21 protein-coding genes are annotated in these 24,314 nt (G+C 43.0%); 12 read left to right on the top strand and 9 right to left on the bottom strand.

The window, feature by feature from the left end; translation table 11 throughout:
• Positions 1 to 85 precede the first annotated feature (85 nt).
• Positions 86 to 823: a bacillithiol biosynthesis deacetylase BshB1 gene (gene bshB1, locus PLE34_RS06455; RefSeq protein ID WP_324555097.1), complete on the bottom strand. Its 738-nt coding sequence runs from the start codon at positions 821 to 823 to the stop codon at positions 86 to 88.
• Between the two features lie 919 nt (positions 824 to 1,742).
• Here bshB1 and prpB point away from each other — a divergent pair.
• The 4 genes from prpB (at position 1,743) to PLE34_RS06475 (ending at position 5,769) form a co-directional block, all read left to right on the top strand.
• Positions 1,743 to 2,633 (top strand): methylisocitrate lyase, encoded by an 891-nt coding sequence (prpB, locus tag PLE34_RS06460; RefSeq protein ID WP_324555099.1) that lies wholly within the window; start codon positions 1,743 to 1,745, stop codon positions 2,631 to 2,633.
• A 5-nt stretch (positions 2,634 to 2,638) separates the two neighbouring features.
• Positions 2,639 to 3,790 (top strand): bifunctional 2-methylcitrate synthase/citrate synthase, encoded by a 1,152-nt coding sequence (gene prpC, locus PLE34_RS06465; RefSeq protein ID WP_324555101.1) that lies wholly within the window; start codon positions 2,639 to 2,641, stop codon positions 3,788 to 3,790.
• Positions 3,791 to 3,864: 74 nt separating this feature from the next.
• Positions 3,865 to 4,227: a four helix bundle protein gene (locus PLE34_RS06470; protein ID WP_324555103.1), complete on the top strand. Its 363-nt coding sequence runs from the start codon at positions 3,865 to 3,867 to the stop codon at positions 4,225 to 4,227.
• 93 nt (positions 4,228 to 4,320) lie between these two features.
• Positions 4,321 to 5,769 carry a bifunctional 2-methylcitrate dehydratase/aconitate hydratase gene (locus PLE34_RS06475; RefSeq protein WP_324555242.1) on the top strand — a complete coding sequence of 483 codons (1,449 nt, stop codon included), beginning with the start codon at positions 4,321 to 4,323 and terminating at the stop codon, positions 5,767 to 5,769.
• Between the two features lie 366 nt (positions 5,770 to 6,135).
• On the opposite strand, the gene PLE34_RS06480 is transcribed toward PLE34_RS06475, so the two are convergent.
• The 3 genes from PLE34_RS06480 to PLE34_RS06490 form a co-directional block, all read right to left on the bottom strand.
• Positions 6,136 to 6,759, bottom strand: a complete 624-nt coding sequence (locus PLE34_RS06480) for a DUF4294 domain-containing protein (protein ID WP_324555105.1) — start codon at positions 6,757 to 6,759, stop codon at positions 6,136 to 6,138.
• A gap of 101 nt (positions 6,760 to 6,860) precedes the next feature.
• Complete coding sequence (gene ccsA / locus PLE34_RS06485) at positions 6,861 to 9,314, bottom strand: cytochrome c biogenesis protein CcsA (RefSeq protein ID WP_324555107.1); 2,454 nt, start codon at positions 9,312 to 9,314, stop codon at positions 6,861 to 6,863.
• A 6-nt stretch (positions 9,315 to 9,320) separates the two neighbouring features.
• Positions 9,321 to 9,737: a cytochrome c maturation protein CcmE domain-containing protein gene (locus tag PLE34_RS06490; protein WP_324555109.1), complete on the bottom strand. Its 417-nt coding sequence runs from the start codon at positions 9,735 to 9,737 to the stop codon at positions 9,321 to 9,323.
• Positions 9,738 to 10,074: 337 nt separating this feature from the next.
• Here PLE34_RS06490 and PLE34_RS06495 point away from each other — a divergent pair, with 337 nt between their 5' ends.
• Positions 10,075 to 11,112: an agmatinase family protein gene (locus PLE34_RS06495; RefSeq protein WP_324555111.1), complete on the top strand. Its 1,038-nt coding sequence runs from the start codon at positions 10,075 to 10,077 to the stop codon at positions 11,110 to 11,112.
• 5 nt (positions 11,113 to 11,117) lie between these two features.
• Positions 11,118 to 11,687, top strand: a complete 570-nt coding sequence (locus tag PLE34_RS06500) for a hypothetical protein (protein ID WP_324555113.1) — start codon at positions 11,118 to 11,120, stop codon at positions 11,685 to 11,687.
• A 316-nt stretch (positions 11,688 to 12,003) separates the two neighbouring features.
• On the opposite strand, the gene rlmB is transcribed toward PLE34_RS06500, so the two are convergent.
• Both rlmB and PLE34_RS06510 read right to left on the bottom strand, forming a co-directional pair.
• Complete coding sequence (gene rlmB, locus PLE34_RS06505; protein ID WP_324555115.1) at positions 12,004 to 12,747, bottom strand: 23S rRNA (guanosine(2251)-2'-O)-methyltransferase RlmB; 744 nt, start codon at positions 12,745 to 12,747, stop codon at positions 12,004 to 12,006.
• A 10-nt stretch (positions 12,748 to 12,757) separates the two neighbouring features.
• Positions 12,758 to 13,315: an NUDIX domain-containing protein gene (locus PLE34_RS06510; RefSeq protein WP_324555117.1), complete on the bottom strand. Its 558-nt coding sequence runs from the start codon at positions 13,313 to 13,315 to the stop codon at positions 12,758 to 12,760.
• 351 nt (positions 13,316 to 13,666) lie between these two features.
• Here PLE34_RS06510 and PLE34_RS06515 point away from each other — a divergent pair, with 351 nt between their 5' ends.
• The 6 genes from PLE34_RS06515 (at position 13,667) to PLE34_RS06540 (ending at position 20,236) form a co-directional block, all read left to right on the top strand.
• Positions 13,667 to 14,554, top strand: a complete 888-nt coding sequence (locus PLE34_RS06515; RefSeq protein ID WP_324555119.1) for a helix-turn-helix domain-containing protein — start codon at positions 13,667 to 13,669, stop codon at positions 14,552 to 14,554.
• An 18-nt stretch (positions 14,555 to 14,572) separates the two neighbouring features.
• Positions 14,573 to 15,688, top strand: coding sequence for a nickel-binding protein (locus PLE34_RS06520; protein WP_324555121.1), 1,116 nt, complete (start codon positions 14,573 to 14,575; stop codon positions 15,686 to 15,688).
• Between the two features lie 301 nt (positions 15,689 to 15,989).
• Positions 15,990 to 17,369 carry an FAD-binding oxidoreductase gene (locus PLE34_RS06525; protein ID WP_324555123.1) on the top strand — a complete coding sequence of 460 codons (1,380 nt, stop codon included), beginning with the start codon at positions 15,990 to 15,992 and terminating at the stop codon, positions 17,367 to 17,369.
• Positions 17,370 to 17,440: 71 nt separating this feature from the next.
• A complete protein-coding gene (locus PLE34_RS06530; protein ID WP_324555125.1) occupies positions 17,441 to 18,265 on the top strand; it encodes an alpha/beta fold hydrolase in 825 nt (274 codons plus the stop codon).
• A gap of 80 nt (positions 18,266 to 18,345) precedes the next feature.
• Entirely contained in the window at positions 18,346 to 19,287 is a 942-nt protein-coding gene (locus PLE34_RS06535) for an alpha/beta fold hydrolase (protein WP_324555127.1), read from the top strand.
• Between the two features lie 112 nt (positions 19,288 to 19,399).
• Entirely contained in the window at positions 19,400 to 20,236 is an 837-nt protein-coding gene (locus tag PLE34_RS06540; RefSeq protein WP_324555129.1) for a hypothetical protein, read from the top strand.
• Positions 20,237 to 20,602: 366 nt separating this feature from the next.
• On the opposite strand, the gene metK is transcribed toward PLE34_RS06540, so the two are convergent.
• The 3 genes from metK to PLE34_RS06555 all read right to left on the bottom strand — a co-directional run bounded on the left by metK (position 20,603) and on the right by PLE34_RS06555 (position 24,295).
• Positions 20,603 to 21,853, bottom strand: a complete 1,251-nt coding sequence (gene metK / locus PLE34_RS06545) for a methionine adenosyltransferase (protein WP_324555131.1) — start codon at positions 21,851 to 21,853, stop codon at positions 20,603 to 20,605.
• Between the two features lie 82 nt (positions 21,854 to 21,935).
• Entirely contained in the window at positions 21,936 to 23,393 is a 1,458-nt protein-coding gene (locus tag PLE34_RS06550) for a DUF4270 family protein (protein ID WP_324555133.1), read from the bottom strand.
• 92 nt (positions 23,394 to 23,485) lie between these two features.
• Positions 23,486 to 24,295: a glycogen/starch synthase gene (locus PLE34_RS06555; RefSeq protein ID WP_324555135.1), complete on the bottom strand. Its 810-nt coding sequence runs from the start codon at positions 24,293 to 24,295 to the stop codon at positions 23,486 to 23,488.
• Between the last annotated feature and the right edge of the window lie 19 nt (positions 24,296 to 24,314).

A 24,314-nucleotide genomic window follows, 5' to 3' on the forward strand; every position in this document is an offset into this window, starting at 1 on the left:
ATATCAAATCAAATCCGAAGTCTGAATTTCGAAATCCGAAGCCAAATGCAACCAGAAACTATAAACCACAAACCACAAACTTCCCTTACGTATCCTTCTGTATAAACGCGTCAAAACTATTTATGCCGATCATCTTTTCGGTAATAAACCCTTCAGCATAAGGTACACCGATCATCTTGCCAAACATGGCATGTCTTCCTATAATCGAATTTAAAAAACCGGGAGTGGAGATATAGGTTTGGGGTTCCTCATTGGCATATTCGTCAGAATGAAATTGTGATGAATACGCCTTTACAGCTTGCAGCTTTTTTTCAAATACCGGGCTGATATCATACACAAAGCCGGGCTCATAATACCTGTCCTGTATGTAATGAAAAATATATTTCGGCCGCCAGTGCGCTTGCGGCTTACCGTTATTATCAAGCGTTTCAATCTTTCGCAAACCGCTTAAGAAGCAGGCGTCTTTGATCAGGTGTCCTGCTCTTCCGTGATCGGGGTGGCGGTCGTCCAACGCGTTGGCCAAAACAATTTCGGGCTGGTATGTGCGAATAGCCTTAATAAGCAGGCGCTGGTGGTCTTCATCATTTTTAAAAAAACCATCGGCCATGCCTAAGTTTTCACGTACATCCAATTGCATAATAGCGGCAGCAGCGGCAGATTCCTTTGCCCGCAATGCTGCGCTGCCTCTTGTACCCAGTTCGCCACGGGTAAGATCAATTACACCTGTTTTTTTGTTTCGCAGCTTTTCCATCAGTAAAGTGCCTGCACAGCCCAGTTCTGCATCATCGGGATGTACGGCAACAGCAAGTATATCTAATTTCATAGGTTGCAAAAATAATGTAAAGAAGAATGACAGTTCATATTTTCATGTTTTCCGGCTGGATGTTAAAGATCAAACACATAGACGCAATAGGAACACAATAGAAGAAAGCAAACCCCTATGCGCACCTATATACCTATGATCCTATGTGTTTAACAAAAAGAAGACAACTACATAGACACAATAGGAACACAATATAAGAAAGCAAACCCCTATGCGCACCTATATACCTGTGATCCTATGTGTTTAACAAAAAGAAGACAACCACATAGACACAATAGGAACACAATAGAAGAAAGCAAACCCCTATGTGCACCTATGCACCAATGATCCTATGTGTTTAACAAAAAGAAGACAACCACATAGACGCAATAGGAACACAATATAAGAAAGCAAACCCCTATGCGCACCTATATACCAATGATCCTATGTGTTTAACAATAAGAAGACAACCACATAGACAAATAGGAACACAATAGAATGGAGCAAACCCCTATGTGCACCTATATACCTATGATCCTATGTGTTTAACAATAAGAAGATCACCACATAGACACAATAGGGACACAATAGAATGGAGCAAAATCCTATGTACACCTATGTACCTATGATCCTATGTGTTTAACAAAAAGAAGATAAACACATAGGCACGGTAGAAGCATAGGAGCACAATAGAAAAAAGAAAAACCTATATGGTACCTATGTGCCTCTGATCCTATGTGTTTGTGTTTGAGAAAGCACACAACCGGAATGCTCCGCTTGGAACAAACCCCGGAGAAATAAAGTGCAAATTTTCATGTAGGTTTGCACATTGTTATTGCCTGCCTCTTGTAAGTGATCATTTTCTTTTCTGCAGGCAAAAAACAATACCCGAACCGGGCATGAGCGGCACTTTGCATTGATTTCTAAAGATCAAATGATGATGACATCCAATACAGTATCGGCAGGAATGCTTTTCCGGCAGGCAATGGCCGAAGAAAATCCTTTACAGATCGTGGGCGCTGTTAATGCTAATCATGCTTTACTGGCAGTGCAGGAAGGATTTAAGGCCATCTATCTATCGGGTGGGGGAGTAGCCGCGGGTTCTTTAGGTATACCCGACCTGGGCATTACCACCCTCGATGATGTGCTTACCGATATTTACCGTATTACCAATGTTACGGCCACACCCTTACTGGTAGACGTGGATACAGGCTTTGGCCCATCGGCCTTTAACATAGCACGTACTGTAAAGTCATTAATAAAAGCAGGCGCAGGTGCTTTACATATAGAAGACCAGGTAGGCGCCAAACGCTGCGGCCACCGGCCCGGTAAGGAAGTCGTAAGTCTTGAGGAAATGTCCGACAGGATTAAGGCGGCAGCCGATGCCCGTACCGATGACCAGTTTGTTATAGGCGCCAGAACAGATGCATTAGCCGGTGAAGGATTGGATAAAGCATTAGAAAGGGCAGTGGCTTATAAAGCAGCAGGAGCCGATTTTATTTTTGCGGAAGCGGTGAATGAACTGGCGCAGTATAAACAATTTGCTGATGCTACCGGTATTCCTGTGTTAGCCAATATAACCGAATTTGGCATGACGCCTTTGTGGACGGTTGAAGAATTAAAAAACGCGGGTGTGCGTATGATCCTGTATCCGCTTAGCGCATTTCGTGCGGCTAATAAAGCGGCGCAACAGGTATTTCACAGCATCCGCACCGAAGGCACTCAAAAAAATATGATAAGCAGGATGCAAACCCGCACCGAGCTATATGAAAGCATTGGTTATTTCGGCTATGAACAAAAGTTAGACACGCTTTTTTCTAAAAATAAATAGAAGTTATGGCAGATAGTACAATACCGGGTTTTAAACCAAAGAAAAGTGTGGCACTTTCGGGCGTAGCGGCCGGTAATACCGCCCTGTGTACTGTTGGAAAAAGCGGGAACGACCTGCATTACCGGGGTTATGATATTCTTGATCTGGCAGAAGGTGCGGAATTTGAGGAAGTGGCTCATTTACTGATCCATGAGCAATTGCCTGCCGCTGCCCAGCTGGCTGCCTATAAAACAAAGCTCGCCGGCCTGCGGGGGCTTCCTGCTGTGGTAAAGCAAATATTAGAACAAATTCCTGCCGCGGCTCATCCTATGGATGTGTTGCGCACCTATACTTCGGCGTTAGGTACGGTGAGTCCTGAAAAGGATGATCATCATATTGCAGGCGCAAGAGCTATTGCCGATAAGCTGCTGGCTTCCTTCAGCTCAGCCTTATTATACTGGTATCATTTTTCGCACAATGGCCGGCGTATTGAGGTAGAAACTGATGATGAAACAATTGGCGCTCATTTCCTGCACCTGCTGCATGGCAAAAAAGCAAACGATTCCTGGCAGCAGGCGATGCAGGTATCACTGAATTTATATGCTGAGCACGAGTTTAATGCCTCCACTTTTGCGGGAAGGGTAATTGCAGGAACCGGTTCAGATATGTATTCGGCCATTACCGGTGCTATCGGCGCTTTGCGCGGACCGAAACACGGGGGTGCCAATGAAGTGGCCTTCGACATCCAGAGCAGGTACGCGTCACCGGAAGAAGCGGAAGCGGATATTAAATCAAGACTGGAAAAAAAAGAAGTGATCATTGGATTCGGTCACCCGGTATATACCGTGTCTGACCCAAGGAACCAGGTCATTAAGAAAGTTGCCCGGCATTTGTCGGAAGAAGCAGGAGATATGCAGTTGTTTAACATTGCAGAAAGGCTGGAAACCCTGATGTGGAATGAAAAGAGAATGTTTCCCAACTTAGATTGGTTTTCGGCCGTATCCTATCATTTAATGGGCGTGCCCACTTTATTTTTTACACCCCTGTTTGTTATATCAAGGGTTACAGGATGGAGCGCACACGCTATTGAGCAACGCCAGGATGGAAAGATTATCCGTCCCGGCGCTAATTATACCGGGCCGGAGAACAGGAAGTTTGTGCCGATAGAAAAAAGATAAGGAGATATTTGTGATCTGTGATTTTTTGATGTCTGATTTAATTGGTGTTTGATCTTTTAATTTAAAGCTAAACTATGAATAAGCAAGACCTCCAATTGCGCACTAAAAATTTTCATGTTGCAGTCATTAAATTGTGCGGAGATTTTCCAAGAAATGCTGCGGGCTTTGAAACAGCCAAACAATTGATAAGATCAGCGGGGTCGGTTGGCGCTAATTACCGTGCTGCCTGCAGAGGAAAATCAAAAGCTGATTTTATTTATAAAATTGAAATTGTTGTTGAAGAAGCAGATGAGTCTTTATATTGGCTGGAAGTGGCAAAAGAAGCGATGTTGGTCCCAGCAGGCTCTGATATTGATATCTTAATGAAAGAAGCCAACGAATTAGTAAGTATTTTTAACGCGACAGATATTACAGCAAAAAAGAACAAAAATAAATAACCATTTGATTTTCCTGGTCTCAGATATGATACTGTTGCTATCGAAGCAGGCTTTAGTAAATCAGAAATCAACTAATCAGAAATTATAAATTTTATTATGTCTTCCATCTCCAACGAACGTCCGCCAACTGATAAAGTAATTACAGACATTGCGGATTATGTGCTGCATTATGAAATAAAAAATGAGCTGGCGTGGAAAACCGCGCATTATTGCTTATTGGATACTTTAGGTTGCGGGCTGGAAGCATTGACCTATCCCGCATGTACAAAATTATTAGGCCCCATCGTACCCGGCACCATTGTACCCAACGGTGCTAAAGTGCCCGGCACCTCTTTTCAATTAGATCCTGTGCAGGCGGCCTTTAACATTGGTACCATCATAAGGTGGCTCGATTTTAATGATACGTGGCTGGCGGCGGAATGGGGTCATCCCTCCGATAACCTGGGTGGCATACTGGCTACAGCCGACTGGCTTTCACGCACAGCCGTTGCCGCCGGAAAGCCGCCATTAACCATGAAGGCAGTATTGGATGCCATGATCCGTGCACATGAAATACAGGGCGTGATGGCGCTGGAAAATTCGTTCAACAAGGTAGGGCTCGATCATGTGCTGCTGGTAAAATTAGCTTCCACGGCAGTGGTGGGAAGGCTCATCGGCTTAACCCGCGATGAGCTGATCAATGCCATTTCCCTCGCTTTTGTAGACGGTCATTCCCTGCGCACCTATCGTCATTCACCCAACACGGGCAGCCGCAAATCATGGGCGGCAGGCGATGCCACTTCACGGGCCGTACGCCTGGCACTTATCGCTAAAACCGGAGAAATGGGATATCCCTCCGTACTCACCGCCAAAACCTGGGGGTTCTATGATGTGCTGTTTAAAGGCAATGCATTTACCTTCCAGCGCGATTACGGCGCTTATGTAATGGAAAACATACTTTTTAAAATATCCTTCCCGGCAGAGTTTCATTCCCAAACAGCGGTAGAAGCAGCAATGACTTTACATAAGCAATTGCAGTCGCTCGGAAAAACAACAAACGACATCAAAAAAATAAGCATACGCACCCATGAGGCCGCCATTCGCATTATTGATAAAAAAGGGCCGCTGCATAACCCCGCCGACCGCGACCATTGTATTCAGTATATGATAGCCATTCCATTGATCTTCGGCCGTTTAACCGCCGGGGATTATGAAGATCATATTGCTGCCGACCCGCGCATTGATATATTACGTGACAAAATGGTTACAGCAGAAGACCCGCAGTTTACAATAGACTATCACGATCCGGAAAAACGATCTATAGCCAATGCGCTAACACTAGAGCTGAATGACGGTACGGTTTTGCCTGAAGTGATCGTTGAATACCCGATAGGGCATAAACGCCGCCGGGAAGAAGGAATACCGGTATTGATAGAGAAATACAAAACCAACCTGGCAAGAAAATTTTCCGTTAAGCAGCAGCAAACGGTTTTGCATGAATCATTAGATTATAAAAGGCTAACGGCTTTGCCGGTGAATGAGTTTGTGGATATGATGGTATGAAAAAGTTAAATCCGAAGGAGCAAAAATCCGAAATCCGAACGCGCGGTCGGCACCCGATGCAAGGAGGGTCAGACCGCACCTGAATACCGAAGACTGAAACTCGAAAGGAAGAACCAAATCACAAGAAACAAACCTGCCTGCGGCAGGCAAGCTTGTCCGCCAGGGCGGATAAAATTCAAATCATAAATTTCAAACCTGTCAGTCGGGTCGGATCCAAAAACTGAAAATCCATAAATTTAATTGTGTTCGTTGCTCCTTTGTGTAAAATCATCTAAAGCCGAAAACCCTGTACACTCTACAACTTGTGCCCTGAAACCTGTAATCTGCATATAACAAACCACAAATCCTAAACTCCCAAACGCTAAATTAATACAACCCATACATTCGCCTTACTTCCATTACAATGTCTTCAATCTGGGCGTCCTCTGCCCGGGAATTATAGGTTTGTTTCAGGCTGCTGCCGAAGATCCAGGCCACACTCTGCCAGAAACTGGCAGAAAAGCTACCCTTATAGTCATGGATGATCTCGTAGCAGGTATTGCCCGTTTCCCTCGCAATAAGCTTCATCAGCACTTTTCCCTGGTAAACAGACAGATCGGTAAGCGGCTTGGTAAATTCGTTGCGCAGGTCTTTTTCGCGGCTTTTTACATAGTCCTTTCTTTTTTCCTTATCGGGTATATTTTCTAAGTGAGCCTGAATATCATTGAATACTGCCCCCGCTTTTTTGGCGTAAGGATAGGTAACATATACCGCGTTGCGCAGCCGGGTCCATTCCCGCAATGCCCTTTTTTGCGCCGCAGTTAACTTAAGGTAAATATGTACTTCGGAAAGCTCTTTGTAGGAAAGCGTGTCGCCTTTGTAAATGATAGCAGGTACTGTAATGGTATCATTTACACCATATTGGGTTTGAGACTGTACTGCCGGATGAAGGAGGGTGCAGCAAAGTACGGAAAAGATGAATATATAATATGGCTTCCTGCGGCTGCTCATGCGCTACTAATTACTATATTAACGGGTTTTGCATCACAATTAATATATGTAGACAGGAAACCCGGCTCAACCGCTGCCACAGCTTAAAAAATGATTGAGGATTAATTGCTCTTTTTAAACCGGTGCCACATGCTGATGAAAAAACCTGCCGACATAATAAGAATGCCTAACCAGAGGATATTGATAAACGGGAACTGGAATGCTTTTAAAGTAATGTATTTCATTATCGCGTTCGATTCCTTTACACCCAGCGCAAGCGCATTTCCTGTTTTATTTACCTCCAGCACAAGGCTTTGCGATATAACGGTATCTCTTTTTGCAATAGGCATATTATCTTTTGAGAACAAGGCAGGCTGGGCTTTGTACGTCATACCATTATTGCTGTATACTGTTACATCAGCCAGCCAGGCGCTGTCTACTAACGGAAGGTCTTTATTGGTGCTTTTATTGGCTTCAATTAGCTGGTCTACAATAATATAACCATTTGAATAAAATACTGTATCGCCCTGCTGCACCGGGTGATCCCTGAAAGTAGCGGTGTCTTTTATGCTTTCGGGATCAGGCATGGAGGTAATAAAAGTAAATACATCTTTATGCCAGTAATGCCTTGAATCCGGATTAGCAGACAATGCGGTTTTTCCTTCTTCCGCCTTCATCAAAAAAGCATTGGGGTATAAAGTGAAATTTTCAAGCACTTTACCGGTAACCTCATCCTTACGCTCGTAATTCACCTTAAAATACATTTTTTCATCTACCGGGTGAGAAGAATCTCCTGCATAAGTTACCGTGTATTTACCCATAGGAGTAGGTACGCCCATAATAAGGGTAACGTTTTCCAGTCCGCTGTCGTCACGGCCTTTAGGGTCTTTTAATCCCGGTATCATAATGCCCGTGCGGTTAATGGAAATCACTTCTTTCTTTGAAGAAGTAAACAGAATGCCTACCAGCATCATCCCAAATCCTAAATGTGTGATAGATCCTCCTGCGAGGCTTAATTTTCCTTTTGCGCCCGTCCATATGTACATGGCATTGGCGATAACGGCATAGGTAGCCGCGAAAATGGCCAAATGAATAGCGCCTAAGTAGCCGATTCCGTATTTATTATAATCAACATTTCCCAGCACGCTGATCAGAACGGAAATAATAAGCGCAACAACCGTAGGGGTAATGATTTTTTTTACCCAGAAGGAGCGGGGTGTTTTTTTATATTTCAGGTATTGTGTAATGGCAGTAAGCAATCCTATTACTACCGCAATTAAGATCATTACCCTGTTATATACATATTCGGGGTCTTCGCCAATGGCTTTATGCGTTCCGAAAATTTTATTAAAAACAGGCAGGGAGGTAAAGAAGGAAATATAAACCGCCGAGATCAGCAACACCAACGCGCCAACGAACATCCAGAACTCCCGGGAAGAGATATCTTCTTCCTTATGAATTACAGGTATTTGTTTGTTGTTCCTGAAATAACCAGTTAAAAACAGGGCCGAAAATGTGGCCATCATTATAATCAGGTGCCAGAACAGGGAATTGCCTTCGCCGGTAAACGAGTGTACGGAAGTATCGCCCAGAACGCCGGTGCGGGTTAAAAAGGTTGAATACATCAGCAGCAAAAAGGCCAGGAACAAAAACCAGTAAGTTGATTTGGATGAATAGCCTGTAGATTTGTTAATGAGCATGGTATGCAGTCCGGCTACCATTAAGAGCCATGGAACAAGCGATGCATTTTCAACAGGATCCCATGCCCAGTAGCCTCCAAAAGTAAGTGATTCGTAAGCCCAGGCAGCGCCCATCAGAATACCGATGGCTAACATGGCGCAACTGAACAAAGTCCAGGGCAGTGCTGCTTTTATCCAGCCGGTAAAATCTTTTTTCCATAGCCCGGCTAAAGCAAAAGCAAAGGGAACAATGGCGGAAGCGAATCCCAGAAACAATACAGGAGGATGAATAACCATCCAGTAATTTTGAAGCAGCACATTCAGTCCATTTCCATCACGCAGGTATTTTTGCAGGTACAAAGGATCCTGGAATACAGGGGCGCCGGGAAATTCATTTCTCATTAAAACAAAGGGGCTGTTACCCACTTTAAGATCAAAGAAATAAATACCCAGTAAAAATGTAGCTAAAAAAATCTGTACTAAGGAAACAATCGTCATTACCGGGGCTTCCCACTTTTTGCTTTTAAGCATTATACCCAGCCCCAAAATGCAATGCCAGAAATTCCAGAGCATAAAGCTGCCTTCCTGTCCTTCCCAGAGGCAGCTCAGCAAATATTTGGTAGGTAAGCTGCGCTTGGAGTGCTGGTGCGCATACTTGTATTCGAAATAGTGATTATAAATAATGGTATAAAGACTAACAAAAATGGCTATTACCGCAATAGTTTCAATAATGAATGCCGTACGGGCCAATTTTTTCCATGTTGCATGGTCGTTGGGTATGGAAGTTTGCGTTGCCTTAAAATAGGCGAAAGTGGCAACAATAGAAGCTACAAAAGACAACAGAACGCAAAAGTGGCCGAATTGTCCTATAAATAAATGTTCACCCTGGTAAATCATGTTAAATTAATCCTGCATTTTATATTCTAAAGCCTTTTCCTGCTGTAACGGATCGTCTTTGTATTTGGAGGGACATTTCAGCAAAATTTCTTTACATTCAAACACGTCGCCGTTCATTTTTCCTTTCATTACAATGCGTTCACTCATTTCTAATTCCGGGGGCTTGGTATTATGATAGATCACTTTGGTTTGTCCGCCCAAAGAATCCACCGCGTAAAATGCAAGAAAATTGGGATCTGTAACAGGATTGTACTCGATTTCTTTCGACCGGTCTAATTTGGCTATAAGATGTATGAATTTGCCCTGCTTTTGTTTTGCAGAGGCTATCGTATCATAAGTAGTAAGATCTTTGGATAAAGTGATCAGCATATACGCAATGGCGGCAGCTATAATGACCAACGCAACTATATGGATTTTTTTCATAATAAAATACGTATTATCACGCAGCGAAATTAGTCCAAAAAACAACGCGGTTGTTAATTGTTTTTAAGATAACAGGCGTTTTCCATCTCCTTCCGGTTATTATATTGCATTTAACTTTTTATAAACAATTATAGTTTCCATTAATCCGCGGTCTGACGCTCTTCGTTGCGTGCCGACCGCTTTCATTCACATCTGCCTGCCGGGAGGGAGGTCTCAAATTCCCACATTTTCAAATTCTCCCGTGCAACCTTATTTGCAATTATAACGTTATTAAGTTCGTTGTTGTAAAAAACTGCTATAACTTGCACCGCTTTTTGAAGTATCATATTATTTGATCATGGACCTTTCAAAGTTTGACCCCAACAGTTCGGGAAACCCTAATTACAATATTTTTGGTTTGCCTTTTACGGAAGAAGATGCGAAGCTGGTGGTGCTGCCTGTGCCCTGGGAGGTAACGGTGAGCTACCTGGCAGGAACGGCAAGAGCTCCTGAGCGCATAAAAAAAGCCAGCCTGCATGTTGATCTTTTTGATCCCGATGTAAGCGATGGCTGGAAACAGGGGTTCTTTTTGCGTGAGCCGGATAAGAAAATACTCTTTAAAAATGATTATTTGCGCAAAGAATCAGAGCTTTTTATTGACTATGTTTCGCAGGGACAAAAGATTGAGGAGAACAGGTTCATGTGCAAGGCGCTTAAAGAAGTAAACGAAGGCAGTGAATTTTTAAATGCATGGGTATACGACCAAACAAAGGCCTTGCTGGATAAAGGCAAGCTGGTAGGCTTGCTGGGCGGCGATCATAGCACACCTATCGGGTTTTATAAAGCCATAGCAGAAAAGTATAGCGATTTCGGCATCTTACAGATTGACGCTCATTGCGACCTGCGCAAAGCGTATTTGCAGTTCACCCACTCGCATGCTTCCATTATGTATAATGCGTTGAACGAAATTCCCCAGCTTACGCGGCTTGTGCAGGTTGGCGTGAGGGATTACAGCCAGAGTGAGTGGGATTATATTTGTAACAGCAATAGCAGGGTGGTTACTTATTTTGATAAGCAAATAAAGGAACGGCAGTTTGAAGGGCTGAGCTGGCAATACCTGGCAGATGAGATCATAAATCACCTTCCGCAAAAAGTGTATATCAGTTTCGATATAGACGGGTTGAACAGAACCTTGTGCCCTCATACCGGCACCCCTGTTCCGGGGGGTTTTGAAGCAGAGCAGGTCTTTTACCTGTTCCGGAAAATAATAGAAAGCGGGCGGCATCTTATCGGCTTCGATTTATGTGAAGTGGGTATCAGCAGCAATGAGTGGGATGAAAATGTAGGCGCAAGGGTATTGTTCAAATTGTGTAACCTGATGGTAGCAAGCAACTGATCACCATGGCGAAAAAGAAAAGTGAATTATTTCAGTATGTACTGATCCTGAAAAAGGAAAACCCGGAAAACATTAATTATATCAGCTTCCTGCTTTGCTTTATTTCCTGGGTGCTTTTTTTGTATTACGTTTATACCCATAACTGGTTTTCTTCTGTGCTGTTCTGGGCAAGCTGGCTTATCCCGGTTGTGCTGGTATGGACAATACGTGTAAAAAGAAAATTCAAAACAGCAGTAACATACAAACATCCTTTATTTGTTACCGGCTGCCTGTGGCTATTGTTTCCCGGTATGCGCTGGATTGCGCTCCTGTTCATTTTATTTATTTTATTCGACCACCAGTCGCGCCATCCGCTGGAAATAGGCGTATCGGATGAAAGAATTGTGATCAATACTTTTTTCCGTAAAAGATATGAATGGAATGTATTTTCAAATGTGGTGCTTAAAGATGGCCTATTGACACTGGATTTTAAGAATAATAAAATGCTCCAGAGGGAAATTATTCACCAGGATGTAAATGAAAATGAATTCAACAGTTTTTGCCGGGAGCAGATAAATTTGAGATTTGAGATTTAAGATTGTGGCTGATTTAATTTGTAGTTTATCGTTTATAGTTTGTGGTTTACCGTTGGGATTGGCTTCGAATTTCAGATTTGAAATTTGCCTGTCATGGTGAGCCTGCCCGCCGCGGCGGGGCACGAACCATCTGTATCTATTTGTTTTTTGTGATTTGGCTTTTGGTGCTTTCACATCGGCTTTCGGATTTAATGCTTCGGACTTGTATTTTATCCGCCCCGGCGGACAGGTTTGGTTCTTGTTATTTGTCTTTTGATGCTTTGTATTCCCTTCGGATTTCGGATTCCCGGCTTCGGATTTAATAATTTGTATCTTATCAGTGTACTGCCATCCGTTGCTTCATCGCTTCGTACAAAATGATTCCTGCGGCAACAGATACATTATAGGAATCGAAGCTGCCGGCAATGGGTATGGCAAAATGAGCATCCGCCGCCTTACTTAAAAACCGCTGTATTCCTTTCTCTTCGCTACCCATAATAATACAGCAGGGTTGTTTAAAATCCATTTCATATACCTTTTGCGCCGCTTTCATTTCAGACCCCATCACGCTTATACCATTTAAGTGCAGGGTATCAACTGCGTGCGCCAGGCTGCTTACCCTTGATATGTGTACCATTTCAAGCGCGCCGGCCGATGCCTTCATGGTTTCTTCATTCAGCGCCCCTACGCCTTTGTCGGGTATAATAATGCCCTGGGCCCCGCAGCATACCGCTGTGCGGGCAATGGCGCCGATATTTTTTACATCGGTTACGCCATCCAGCATAATAAATAATGGATGTTCGCCCTTGCTTACAATATGATCAATAACCTGCTGCAGCTCCGTGTATTGCACTACAGCGGCGATAGCCACAACACCCTGGTGGTTGCCCCGGGTAAAGCTATTCAGCTTTTCAACCGGCACCATCTGTATGGGAACATGATTGTCTTTTGCCAGTTGACGGATATGCTGGATGTTTTCGCCGTTGATATTTTTATACATGAATATCTTATCAATAGCCTTACCGCTTTCAAACGCTTCAATGAGCGGCTGGCGGCCTATGATCAGTGATGATTTTTTCAATGCTGAATAATTATATGAGATGATTTTCTAAAAGATAGTTTACTTTAAAAATGGCGGCAACAGATACGGCATCCGTTATCGCTCCGCTAATAACCATATCGAACGCTTTTGTAAAAGGCAGTTTCTTTATAACTAATTGTTCCGATTCTTCCGGCGCCGCTTCATGAAACGATAAGCCGCGTGCAAGATACACAACACAGGTTTCATTTGTTACAGAATTAGACAAATGCATATCCAGCACCTTATCCCATTTTTCTGCTTTAATACCGGCCTCTTCCAGCAGCTCGCGCTGCGCCGAAATTAAAGGGTCGGTATGCAAATCTCCGCCGCCTTCCGGTATTTCCCAGCTATAGGCATTAACAGGGAAGCGATATTGGCCGATAAGCCAGGTATTGCCTTCCTCATCAAGCGCCACAATACCAATAGCTATGTTCTTAAAAGATACTTTGCCGTAAATACCCCTGCCTCCACCCGGGTTGATCACATCATACTCTGTTACCTGTATCCATGAATTATCATAGATAGGCCGCTGATCAATAATCTGCCATGGGTCGTGTTGTTCATTCATAAACCAAAAAAATTATAAACAGAAAACCGGATGAAATTATACAAAAAAACAAAACCAGCATTATGCTATGGTGAGCAACTGCTACCTGTCATCTGCCGGAGTTGGCCACGCTATTGGCACGGCTGTGCGCAGATAGCAGGATGAATGAAAATTTCCACAAGTGTATGTTTTTTAATATATAATATCTAACTTTAAACAGCCTTTCTGGTATTTTATAGAAAACTTCCCGCAATACTTACCTCCGCTGAATGGAATTAATATAGCTTGTATATCTTCTGATGCGTTTGTCCGGAACCCAGACATTAAATTCATGCTATGTATTGAATGCTTTATGAACATTTTGCTGATCAAATGAACAATACATATGACTATATAACCAGCAGACCCAGGGAGTTTAAGCAATTAGCCGTAAACAACCTGCTCTTTTTACACTATAAGTGCCCGCAGGAAGATAAATATGTGTATGTATATAACCACTTTAATCAAATCGCTTTCACCCTGCAGGGAACCAAAACTTTTCATTGCGGCACAAGGTCATGGAGCATGACAGAACATACCACTCATTTTGCAAAGAAGGGCGCCTGGAAACAGGAAAATGCAGATTTGCAATGGGAACTGCTGGCATTTTATTTCCCGGATGAATTTCTTTGTCGCTTTTATAATGAAAACAGACAGCTTTTGCTGGTAAAGCCGCTGCCCGCTTCTCCGGGCGAGTTGCTTATCAGGATAAAAATAAACGATATAACAAGAGCTTTTTTTTACAGTGTATTGCCTTATTTTTCGCAGCACCCTTCTCCTCCGGAAAGTTTGCTGGAACTCAAGTTCAAAGAGCTGTTGTTTAACATTCTTTCCAACCCCGAAAATACTGACTTACTGGCGTATGTAAATTACCTGAGCGATTTTCAAAAGCTGCCATTGAATGATATTATGGAAACCAATTTCTGTTTCAATCTGTCCCTGGCTGAATTTGCACGCATTGCACAACGGAGTGTTTCATCGTTTAAAAGGGATTTTTGGGAACATTATCATACAACACCCGGCAAATGGCTTACGGAAAAAAGGCTGAATTATGCAAAAGCTTTACTGGAAACGAGTGCAAAGAATGTGAATGAAATTACTTATGACAGTGGCTTTGAAAACGTTTCTCACTTCTGCAGGGTGTTTAAAGAAAAATATGGAACTGCTCCATTGCAATTCCGAAAACAGTTAAGAATGCAAGTACCGGAAAAATTATTTTAATAATCTAATATACCTGTTATGCCGCTGTATATGGACTTTCATAAAATTGAAAATGTTACCGTTGAAGACGTAAAGGCGGCACATATAGCAGATGTGGCTATACAGGAGAAGTATGGCGTCCGGTATCACCAGTTTTGGGTGAACCAGGAAGCCGGCGCTGTATTTTGTCTGGTAGAAGGCCCGAACGCTGAAACCTGCGAGATGGTACATAAAATGGCGCATGGTAATATTGCCTGTGCTTTAACAAAAGTGGAAACGGGCTTTTATGAAAAGATGATGGGTGCCGGACATAAGATAGACGACGGCCATGTGCATCACCAGGATGGCACAACGGATACCGGCTACAGAACGGTCTTATTAACTTCGGTAACAGGAATAACAAAAGCAACAAACTCAAAGCAATTGCCGGAGCTTCAGCAACCCAACTGGGCAAGGGAGATAGTGTACCACAACATTAATGCGTATAAAGGGAGAGAGCTGAAATGGGAGCGTGATGACAGCATGATCGGGGTGTTTGACGACACTGCCCAAGCCATAGCGTGTGCATTGCAAATACAGCAGCAATTATTGAATGAAAAAGAAAAAACGCCCGGTATCATTTTCAGATCAGGCATCAGTGCAGCACAGCCTGTAACTGCCGAAGGCGATTTTTTTCAGCAGGCAATAAAACTGGCACACGGGCTTTGCCTGATTGCATTACCCAACCGGATTCTTACCTCTTCACTTGTGAGTAAACTCTGCACTAATGAACAGTTATTGAAAGATAGTTCTTCTATAAGATCGTTAAACATAAGAGAAGAAGAGTTTATTTCAAATCTGATTAATGTAGCTGAGAAAAGATTGTGTGATGAACATTTTGATTTGAATACGCTTTGTTCCGAAGTAAGCGTAAGCCGTACGCAGTTGTACAGGAAGATCGTGTCGCTTACCGGGCTTTCTCCTAATGATTTTGTGAGGGACCTGCGAATGAACAAGGCAATAGCCATGCTGAAACAACAAAAGCTGAATATAGCAGAAATTGCTTATGGAACAGGGTTCAGCAGTCCTTCTTATTTTTCAAAATGCTTTACGGGAAAGTTCGGCTGCACGCCCTCTGCGTTTTTAAAAAAAGTACAACACTCTTATTATCTGTAGCGGCCGAAGTTGGCGCAGGATATATCCTTTTATAGGTTTGAGTAATAAGACTCAGGTTTAGCCATCTCCCGGCGGTTAATCTTTGCCTGTATAAGACAGCATATATTCCCGTGAACATATTTTACAATTCTTTGAACAGTTATTGTTAGCACAAAGCTTTCCGCGCCATATAATTTTGATACAACAAAGTTTTTCAAAAACCGCCGCCATGAACTTTTAAGAAAAGTTTTTGGGCGTTTAAGAAAAACGCATGCCTGCCCTGTGATATTAGTTTTGTTCACACACTAATAAACACTGTTGTATGAAAAGTAATTGGAGCGGCGATCTGAAAAGCAGGCTACAGGGTAATCTTATTTTACCTTCTGACCCTGTTTATAATGAAACCCGCAAGGTTTACAATGGCATGATTGATAAGCATCCTGCCGCTATAGCGCAATGCAGAAATACGGATGATGTAATTGCCTGTGTAAATATTGCAGGAGATAACAATATGTTGCTTGCTGTAAGAGGCGGCGGTCACAATGCAGCCGGGCTGGGTATTGCAGACGATGCGCTGGTGATTGATCTTTCCTTAATGAAAGAAATTAAAGTAGATGCGAATGCAAAAACGGTTAAGGTACAGGGAGGATGTTTATTGAAAGAAGTGGATACCGCAACACATGAAGTGGGTATGTGTGTGCCTTCGGGAATATTTGGCACTACGGGTGTAGGCGGCATTACATTGGGCGGAGGGCTTGGCAACCTTACCCGGAGCCTTGGCCTGGCTATTGATAATCTGCTTGAAGCGGAAGTGGTGCTTGCCAACGGTAAACTTGCAAAAGCATCTTCAACAGAGAACACTGATTTATTCTGGGCCTTGCGTGGCGGTGGCGGAAATTTTGGGGTTGTGGTTTCCTTCACCTTTAAAATGTGCCCTGTACATACCGTGTATGCAGGCCCCATGCTCTGGGAACTGGATGATGCAGAAGAAATGTTTGCATGGCATCATGAATTTATTAATAAAGCGCCGGATGAACTGAGCGGCTATTTTGCTTTATTGACTGTGCCGCCTTTTGCGCCATTCCCTGAACATTTACATCTTAAAAAAATGTGCGGGGTAGTTTGGTGTTATGCAGGTGATATGGAGAAAGCCGAAGCCGTATTTAAACCCATAAGAGCGAAAAAAACGCCGTCGCTGGATTTTGTTGGTACATTGACTGTGCCTGCGCTCAACACTTTGTTTGACCCCTTGTACCCTCCGGGATTAATTTGGTATTGGAAAGCAGATTATGTAAAAGACCTGACCGCTGAAACTATTAAAAAGCATATAGAATATGCCCGGCAAATGCCTACACGATACTGCACTATGCACATGTACAACATCAATGGCGCTGCATCAAAAGTTGGCAGGGGTGAAACTGCCTGGAATTATCGGGATGCAAATTATGGAATGGTAATAGTAGGTGTGGCTGATAATGTAAATGACAAAGAAAAAGTTATTGAATGGGCTAAAAATTACTGGTCTGATGTACACCCGTATTCAATGGGCGGGGCATATATAAATATGATGATGGATGAAGGCGCCGATCGCGTTAAAGCGAGCTATGGAGACAATTACAACAAACTGGCCCAGATAAAAGCAAAATATGATCCTGGTAATTTGTTCAGGGTGAATCAGAATATAAAGCCGGCAATAGCCTGACCGGTTTTATTAATATCATTAACACATAATTTGTTAGCGCCAATGCAGTCACAACTTCAAAAAATCAAAACATGAGACAATTTACAATTTCAATTTTGGTTTTCTGCGCCTGCTTTACCACGTATGGGCAGGTAAAAGTTAATCCTAACGGGAAGTTCTTTAACTATAACGGAACCAACATTTATTATGAAGATACCGGTACCGGAGAGCCCCTTTTATTGCTCCATAACTTTTTTAACACTGCAGACTGCTGGAAACCTTATGTGGAAGTGTACTCAAAACAATACAGGACAATTGCTGTTGACATGATAGGGCATGGGCGTTCGGATATTTATAAAAAAGACGATCTCCATTTCAGGCATGAGGACTATGCAAAAATGATTTTTGCGTTGCTGGATTCTTTAAAACTAAATAACTTGAATGCAATTGGAGCCAGTAGTGGAGGTATGACACTACTTTATCTTAACTGTATTCAGCCGGATAGATTTAAAACTGTTATTACAATTGGGGCACAAATTTATTATAGTAAGCAATGCAGGGAGTGGGTAACAAAAACAGGGTTGAACGAATTTATGGAATGGGCCAAATATCACGGCCCGGAAAAACAGGAGTACCTGGCAAGGGTATTCTGGGAATTCAGAAAATTTTATGGCGACCCTTCCTTTACACCAGATATCCTGGGTACGATTAGAGCCAAATGGTTGGTTGTACAAGGAGATAATGATGAACCTGTTCCGTTGCAGAATGCAATAGAAATGCATCAATACATACCCAACAACCAGCTTTGGATTGTTCCTGACGGGGGACATTTACCGCATTTAATACCTGCATTCCAGCCTGAGTTTCTAAGGGTCTCACTTGAGTTTTTAAATGGAAAGTGGGACGGGAAAGATTAATGGTGCTGGCGCTACAGCGGTCGTTGTCAGCAACCCTGTCAAAAGACCGTGTTAATCAAGTAATAAATAATCAGAATGATATGAAAAAGGTTTTTTTCCCACTAAGTCCCTTGCTGCTTCTGTTTTATTTGTGCTCCTGCAATAACAGCAATACGGGCACTACAACACAAAATGAAGCCAATGCTGTTCCTGAAGTGAAAGCTGTATTCATTAATGGCGACAGCATTCATTATGTTGATGCAGGCAAAGGCGCTCCTATTGTATTGGTGCATGGTATTATGGGAGATTACCGTACATGGGAAGCACAAATGGATGATTTTTCCGGGAACCATCGGGTAATTGCTTACAGCCTTCGCCATGGATATCCCAACAAACAAATATTGGATAGTACAGCCGATTTTTCGATTAACCAAAATGTCAGGGATCTTACTGAATTAATTAAAGCGCTTAAGCTGAAGCCCGTTCATCTCGTAGGGCATTCATCCGGGGCCCTTGTATCATTATTAACTACAATCGGGAGCCCGGAATTGGTTCGAAGCCTCATTTTGGGCGAAGCGCCGGTGATGTCGTTGCTAGCAAATGTACCGGGAGGCGATACACTGGGTATGAATTTTGGAAAAGCAATAACGCCTGCAATTGAAGCATTGTCAAAGAATGAAGATGAAAAAGCGGTTGAAATTTTTATTGATGCTGTAATGGATGACAGCCAGTATTTCGCCAAACATCGTCCGGAAATCAGGGAAGGTATTATGGCGAACACAGTACAATTGAAAGGGCATTTCCTCTATGCAAAAGGCGAGCTTCCTCCTGTTAGCTGTGATGAGCTTAGGAAAATAAAAACGCCTGTTTTAGTGTTGCAGGGAGAAAAATCTCCTTCCTTTTTTAATGCTATTAATAGCGAACTGGAACGCTGTTTACCAAACGAAGTAAAAGCAATCCTTCCCAATGCTTCGCATGGATTGGAATATGAAAATCCAACTGAATTTAATAAAGTAGTACTTGGGTTTATAGATAAAAATTAATAGCGGAGCGATAGCCAGATTTTAAGGGTTACATCGCGCATTCCGGGTAACGAAAACAGGAGCTTTAGCATGGTATCGCTGAAAAAAATAAATAACACATAAATTAAAATATATGAAAACGGAATTGTTCATTTCTTCAGTGCTGTTATGCCTTGCATGCAATTCAACATCCAACCGCCAATCGGATGAAGCAGCTATTACAAAGCTTTTAGATAATGAAAGCCATTTTGCAGCAAAAGGTGATTTAGCCCAATGGGCATCCTGCTGGGTTGATTCCGATGCCACCTCTTTTATATACACATCCGCGGGTGGCGTAGAAACCCTTAAAGGTTTTAAACCGTTGGCTCAGGCCATTGGTGAAATTGAGCCCTTTGAACTGAAACTGGCAAGAGATAACTATAATTTCGAGATAGGCGATGATATCGCGTTTGTTGGTTTTGATCAGCAGGATAACTGGGGTGGCGCTGACCACAAGAAAAAAGAAACAAGAACGCTGCGGAAGGTCAATGGCGAATGGAAGATCGTACACTCCACGGTGGTTAACCTGTCTTCATTTGATCAGCAGTCAACCGCTTCCTGGCATATGCCGGTAAGCAAGTTCCCTAAAAATCCCAGGAACGGATTTCAGAACCTTTCAGGGCTGGGAGGGATGTCTGTCGGGTATATGGAGGTGCCCGGTCCCGCCGACTTTACCCCCTTTTTTGAAGGGCTGCCCGGCAACATGTGCAGCTCTCCTCATTGGGGTTATGTTATTGACGGGGCTTTAAAAGTCCGGTATCCCGGCGGCAAAGAAGAAACCGTTAATGCAGGAGAAGTATTTTACTGGCCGGCTCCACATACAGGTGTAGTTGAGAAAAATGTAAAATTCATTGATATAAGTCCCGATGGGAAATTTATACCTGTAATGGATCACCTTGCAAAGAAAATGGCACAGGCATCTTCCCAATAACTCATTCTATCACTACCAGAGGCTTTTCAGTTTACTGTATTTAGCAGGTGGGCATACTATATTTAATTCGCGCAGTGGGTTTCATCACCAGCCGCTGTGGGCCAGCTATGAAACCCTGGCGCTGAACGATTCGCCGGGGTCTCATGCTTCACACAGTTGCCTGACTGTGAAGACCCCGTCGGGAAGAAAAGCATAGATGGCAGGTACCAAAGCAGGTACATGGTAGGCGATCAGGAGCAGTTCCTTAATCCATATATCAATCCTGGGTTAAATCAACTACTCCTTAAAACAAAACCCGCTGGTTGTTTTGAACCAGCGGGTTAAGATAATTTGCAATTACCTTATTAATACAACAGCATTGTTCTGTTATAATCCAAATGCCTTTTTCACTTCTTTCACTTTGTCTAATTTTTCCCAGGTAAACAATTCTACTTTTATTTTTTTTACCCTGCCATCCGGCGAAGCAAAGGTTTTGGTAACGGTTTCCGGCTTGCGCCCCATGTGGCCGTAAGCGGCGGTTTCACTGTAAATAGGGTTGCGCAGCTTTAAGCGCTTTTCAATAAAATAGGGGCGCATATCAAATATCTTTTCCACCATTTTACCGATCTCTCCGTCTGTTAAAGCAACTTTGGCGGTACCAAAGGTTTTTACATTAATGCTGGTTGGTTTGGCTACGCCTATAGCGTATGATACCTGTACCAGTACTTCCTCAGCCACGCCGGCCGCTACCAGGTTCTTGGCAATATGACGGGTAGCATAAGCTGCCGACCGGTCTACTTTTGAAGGATCTTTGCCACTGAATGCGCCACCGCCATGCGCTCCCTTTCCGCCATAGGTGTCTACAATGATCTTGCGGCCGGTTAAGCCGGTATCGCCATGCGGTCCGCCTATTACAAATTTACCCGTAGGGTTAATGTGGTATTTAATATTGCTGTTAAAAAGCTTTGCGTATTTTTTGTACTTCTTTTTTATGCGCGGGATAAGGATACCGATAATGTCCTTTTTGATTTGCTCCTGCATTTTAGCTTCCGTATCAAAATCATCATGCTGGGTGGAAACAACAATGGCATCTATACGTACAGGCTTGTTGTTATCATCGTATTCTAATGTTACCTGGCTTTTAGCATCGGGGCGCAGGTATCTGATCTGCTTGTTTTCCCTTCTCAGGTTGGCCAGCTCAATGAGCAGTTTGTGCGCCAGGTCAAGTGCCAGGGGCATATAGTCTTCTGTTTCGTTGGTAGCGTAGCCAAACATCATTCCCTGGTCGCCGGCGCCCTGCTCTTCTTTTTTCTTTCTGTCTACACCCTGGTTAATATCGGCCGATTGCTCATGTATAGCCGACAGCACCCCGCAGGAATGCGCTTCAAACATATATTCACTTTTGGTGTAACCGATTTTACGGATCACACTGCGGGCAATTTCCTGAACATCAAGATAGGCTTTGGATTTTACCTCGCCTGCCAGCACTACCTGCCCGGTTGTTACCAGCGTTTCACAGGCCACTTTACTATTGGGGTCAAATGCAAGGAAATGATCAATTAAGGCATCGGATATCTGGTCTGCAACTTTATCTGGATGTCCTTCGGATACACTTTCGGAAGTAAATAAATACGGCATTTTAAAGGATGTTTAAAATTTTTATATATCCAGAATACAAGCGCATATATTTTGGAGTGGCGCAAAGATAAGGAGCCGGTAATTAAATTTTTGAATAAATTATACGCAGCCGCATAGGTTGGGAAGGATGGCTTCCGCCGCCCACAATAGTTCTGCCTTTGGATATTTTCGGATTAATGCGGAAGGCTACCCGGCTGGCGGTAATAACAGAGCCAGACTCTTTAGGATAGGTATAATAATCAAGCGTGGTTTGGGGTGCAAATAATCTTAAAGCATAATTTTTACTTTGCTTGGTAACTTTATTTTGCACATAACGGGTAAGATTAAAGAAGTATTTATTATCCTTCAGGTATCCTCCGAAAGTCTGGTAGTCGTATACGTAATTACTGAATGAATAATTGAAATCATCCGGCACGGTAAGGTACCTGCCGGCACTGTCAATAAGGTCTACAAAAAGAAAATCGGGTGTGCTGTATATTTCATTGCCGGGTAATGCAATGGGCTCAAACGCCAGCTCCGCACGGTGAATGATGCTGTTCTGCAGGGTATCCAGCCCCGGAATATTCAGTATGGCATAGGAACCGGGAGATGATTGCAGGTATATATTTTCTGCATCAGGAATAGCGGTAACCGGGTCAAGCGCAGCATATCCATGCAATGGCGTGCGCTTAATAATATTTGCGTTGTACGCATAATAAGTTCCGGTGATATACAAAGAAAAATCGGCAGACACTGTATCAATGCCACCATTCCTTCTTACCCGGAAATAACAGGTGAGCCTGGTATTTTCGTTGTATAAGCTGTAGTAGGTTAGTGCCGATTTCTGGGGAGAGCCCGCACCTGTTTTTATAGCCAGCCCGTTAAATACTTTTTGAAAAGCAGAATCCCTGTTGGAGGAAACGTATACGGTATTGGTATCGTATGCTGCAAAGCGCTTTCCCAGGGCCGTATCAAGAGGAATGCGCAGCAGGTTGCTTACCACCTGGGTATCACTTTTAATAACAATCGTTTTCGGATCGTCTATTGTGTTTAAGCTTACCGTGGCACTACCCAGCTCATTAAATGTAGTAGTAAAGCCGGGATGACTAACAAGGTAGCCGGTGCTGTCTTTAAACGCAGGATCGCTGATCTCAAATACATTAAATTGCTGCGTGGAGTTGCTGTCGCCGTAAACACCTGTATAAGCAAGGCTCAGTATAACAGAGTCCATACCTACAATGCTGTCTGCATTTACAAAGGGGTACCGGGTGTCTACAGGAGGAGCAATACCCATATAGATTTCCGATTCGGTTTTTCCAAATTCAGGGTCATCTTCAATAATGCCCAATGCATGGTCGTCTGCATAATTGATAATGGAAGAATCGTCCATCAAAAAGTTATCCGCATATACCCGCAAAGCGGTTTCAAAAGTATGTACATTATCTACCACAGGTAAAAGATCGGTACCAATATCTGTTGGGGTAATTTTAGTGCAATGCGTATTCAGTACTATAGCCAATGTTCCAAGTCCGATGGAGAACAGCAGAAATTTCAACTTCACCTGATGTATTTTTAGTAGAGGGGTTTTCGATAAGGTATCCGAGCATTAACAATCAAAACCAAGGCACAGGCTTATACCCGCGCATATTGCTTTTACGCAAGGTCGTTATACAATTGTAAATAGTCTGTTAAATCTGAATCTGCTTTAAAAGGAAGGATCTTCTTGCCTTTTACTTTTGAAAATTCATCGGAGAGTTTCTTTTCTACCTTTGCCGCTCCAAAAGTAATGGCATCTGCATAAGCAGCGCCTCCCCTGAACATAGCCGTATTGTTATTTTCTTTGAACGGCTCCAGGTCTTTATCTTTTATGGAAGCATGTATGGAGATCTTTTTTACGAAATCGGGACCTATTTTTTCTTTGAAGGTATTTGGTCCGATAGTAAATACAACCTTGCTGTTGCTGAATACGGGTTCTTTTTTATAGGCGGTTTTCAGGTATAGCGGGATCAACCCTGTCATCCAGCCGCTGCAATGAATGATATCCGGAGGCCATCCGAATTTTTTCACCGTTTCAAGGGCGCCTTTACAATAAAAAATGGTACGCAGCCAGTTATCATCATACCAGTTTTCATTTTCATCTGTAAAAACGAACTTCCGCTTAAACAGATCTTCGTTCTCAAGGAAATAAATCTGTAAGCGGGCATTGGGCAGGGAAGCCACCTTTATTTGCAGCGGAAAATCTTCATTGTCTACCGACACGTTTATCCCCGATAACCTTACCACCTCATGTAACCTGTGTCTTCTTTCATTAATCGTTCCAAAACGGGGCATTATACAACGAACTTCAAATCCATTATCATTCGACTTTATTGCCAGGTGATTTACAATCTCAGAGAATTCTGTGAGTTCAAGGTAAGGAGACATTTCATTGGCAATAAATAGAATTCGTTTCTTTGTAGACATCTTCCGTTTTTATGTTAAG

Source organism: Agriterribacter sp. (assembly GCF_035445465.1).
Taxonomy (GTDB): Bacteria; Bacteroidota; Bacteroidia; order Chitinophagales; family Chitinophagaceae; genus Agriterribacter.

What these genes read in the sequence shown, in the direction of transcription:
- bshB1 (WP_324555097.1), bottom strand. Translation starts at nt 823, where the DNA reads ATGAAATTAGATATACTTGCTGTTGCCGTACATCCCGATGATGCAGAA.
- prpB (WP_324555099.1), top strand. Translation starts at nt 1,743, where the DNA reads ATGACATCCAATACAGTATCGGCAGGAATGCTTTTCCGGCAGGCAATG.
- prpC (WP_324555101.1), top strand. Translation starts at nt 2,639, where the DNA reads ATGGCAGATAGTACAATACCGGGTTTTAAACCAAAGAAAAGTGTGGCA.
- PLE34_RS06470 (WP_324555103.1), top strand. Translation starts at nt 3,865, where the DNA reads ATGAATAAGCAAGACCTCCAATTGCGCACTAAAAATTTTCATGTTGCA.
- PLE34_RS06480 (WP_324555105.1), bottom strand. Translation starts at nt 6,759, where the DNA reads ATGAGCAGCCGCAGGAAGCCATATTATATATTCATCTTTTCCGTACTT.
- ccsA (WP_324555107.1), bottom strand. Translation starts at nt 9,314, where the DNA reads ATGATTTACCAGGGTGAACATTTATTTATAGGACAATTCGGCCACTTT.
- PLE34_RS06490 (WP_324555109.1), bottom strand. Translation starts at nt 9,737, where the DNA reads ATGAAAAAAATCCATATAGTTGCGTTGGTCATTATAGCTGCCGCCATT.
- PLE34_RS06495 (WP_324555111.1), top strand. Translation starts at nt 10,075, where the DNA reads ATGGACCTTTCAAAGTTTGACCCCAACAGTTCGGGAAACCCTAATTAC.
- PLE34_RS06500 (WP_324555113.1), top strand. Translation starts at nt 11,118, where the DNA reads ATGGCGAAAAAGAAAAGTGAATTATTTCAGTATGTACTGATCCTGAAA.
- PLE34_RS06510 (WP_324555117.1), bottom strand. Translation starts at nt 13,315, where the DNA reads ATGAATGAACAACACGACCCATGGCAGATTATTGATCAGCGGCCTATC.
- PLE34_RS06515 (WP_324555119.1), top strand. Translation starts at nt 13,667, where the DNA reads ATGAACAATACATATGACTATATAACCAGCAGACCCAGGGAGTTTAAG.
- PLE34_RS06520 (WP_324555121.1), top strand. Translation starts at nt 14,573, where the DNA reads ATGCCGCTGTATATGGACTTTCATAAAATTGAAAATGTTACCGTTGAA.
- PLE34_RS06525 (WP_324555123.1), top strand. Translation starts at nt 15,990, where the DNA reads ATGAAAAGTAATTGGAGCGGCGATCTGAAAAGCAGGCTACAGGGTAAT.
- PLE34_RS06530 (WP_324555125.1), top strand. Translation starts at nt 17,441, where the DNA reads ATGAGACAATTTACAATTTCAATTTTGGTTTTCTGCGCCTGCTTTACC.
- PLE34_RS06535 (WP_324555127.1), top strand. Translation starts at nt 18,346, where the DNA reads ATGAAAAAGGTTTTTTTCCCACTAAGTCCCTTGCTGCTTCTGTTTTAT.
- PLE34_RS06540 (WP_324555129.1), top strand. Translation starts at nt 19,400, where the DNA reads ATGAAAACGGAATTGTTCATTTCTTCAGTGCTGTTATGCCTTGCATGC.
- metK (WP_324555131.1), bottom strand. Translation starts at nt 21,853, where the DNA reads ATGCCGTATTTATTTACTTCCGAAAGTGTATCCGAAGGACATCCAGAT.
- PLE34_RS06555 (WP_324555135.1), bottom strand. Translation starts at nt 24,295, where the DNA reads ATGTCTACAAAGAAACGAATTCTATTTATTGCCAATGAAATGTCTCCT.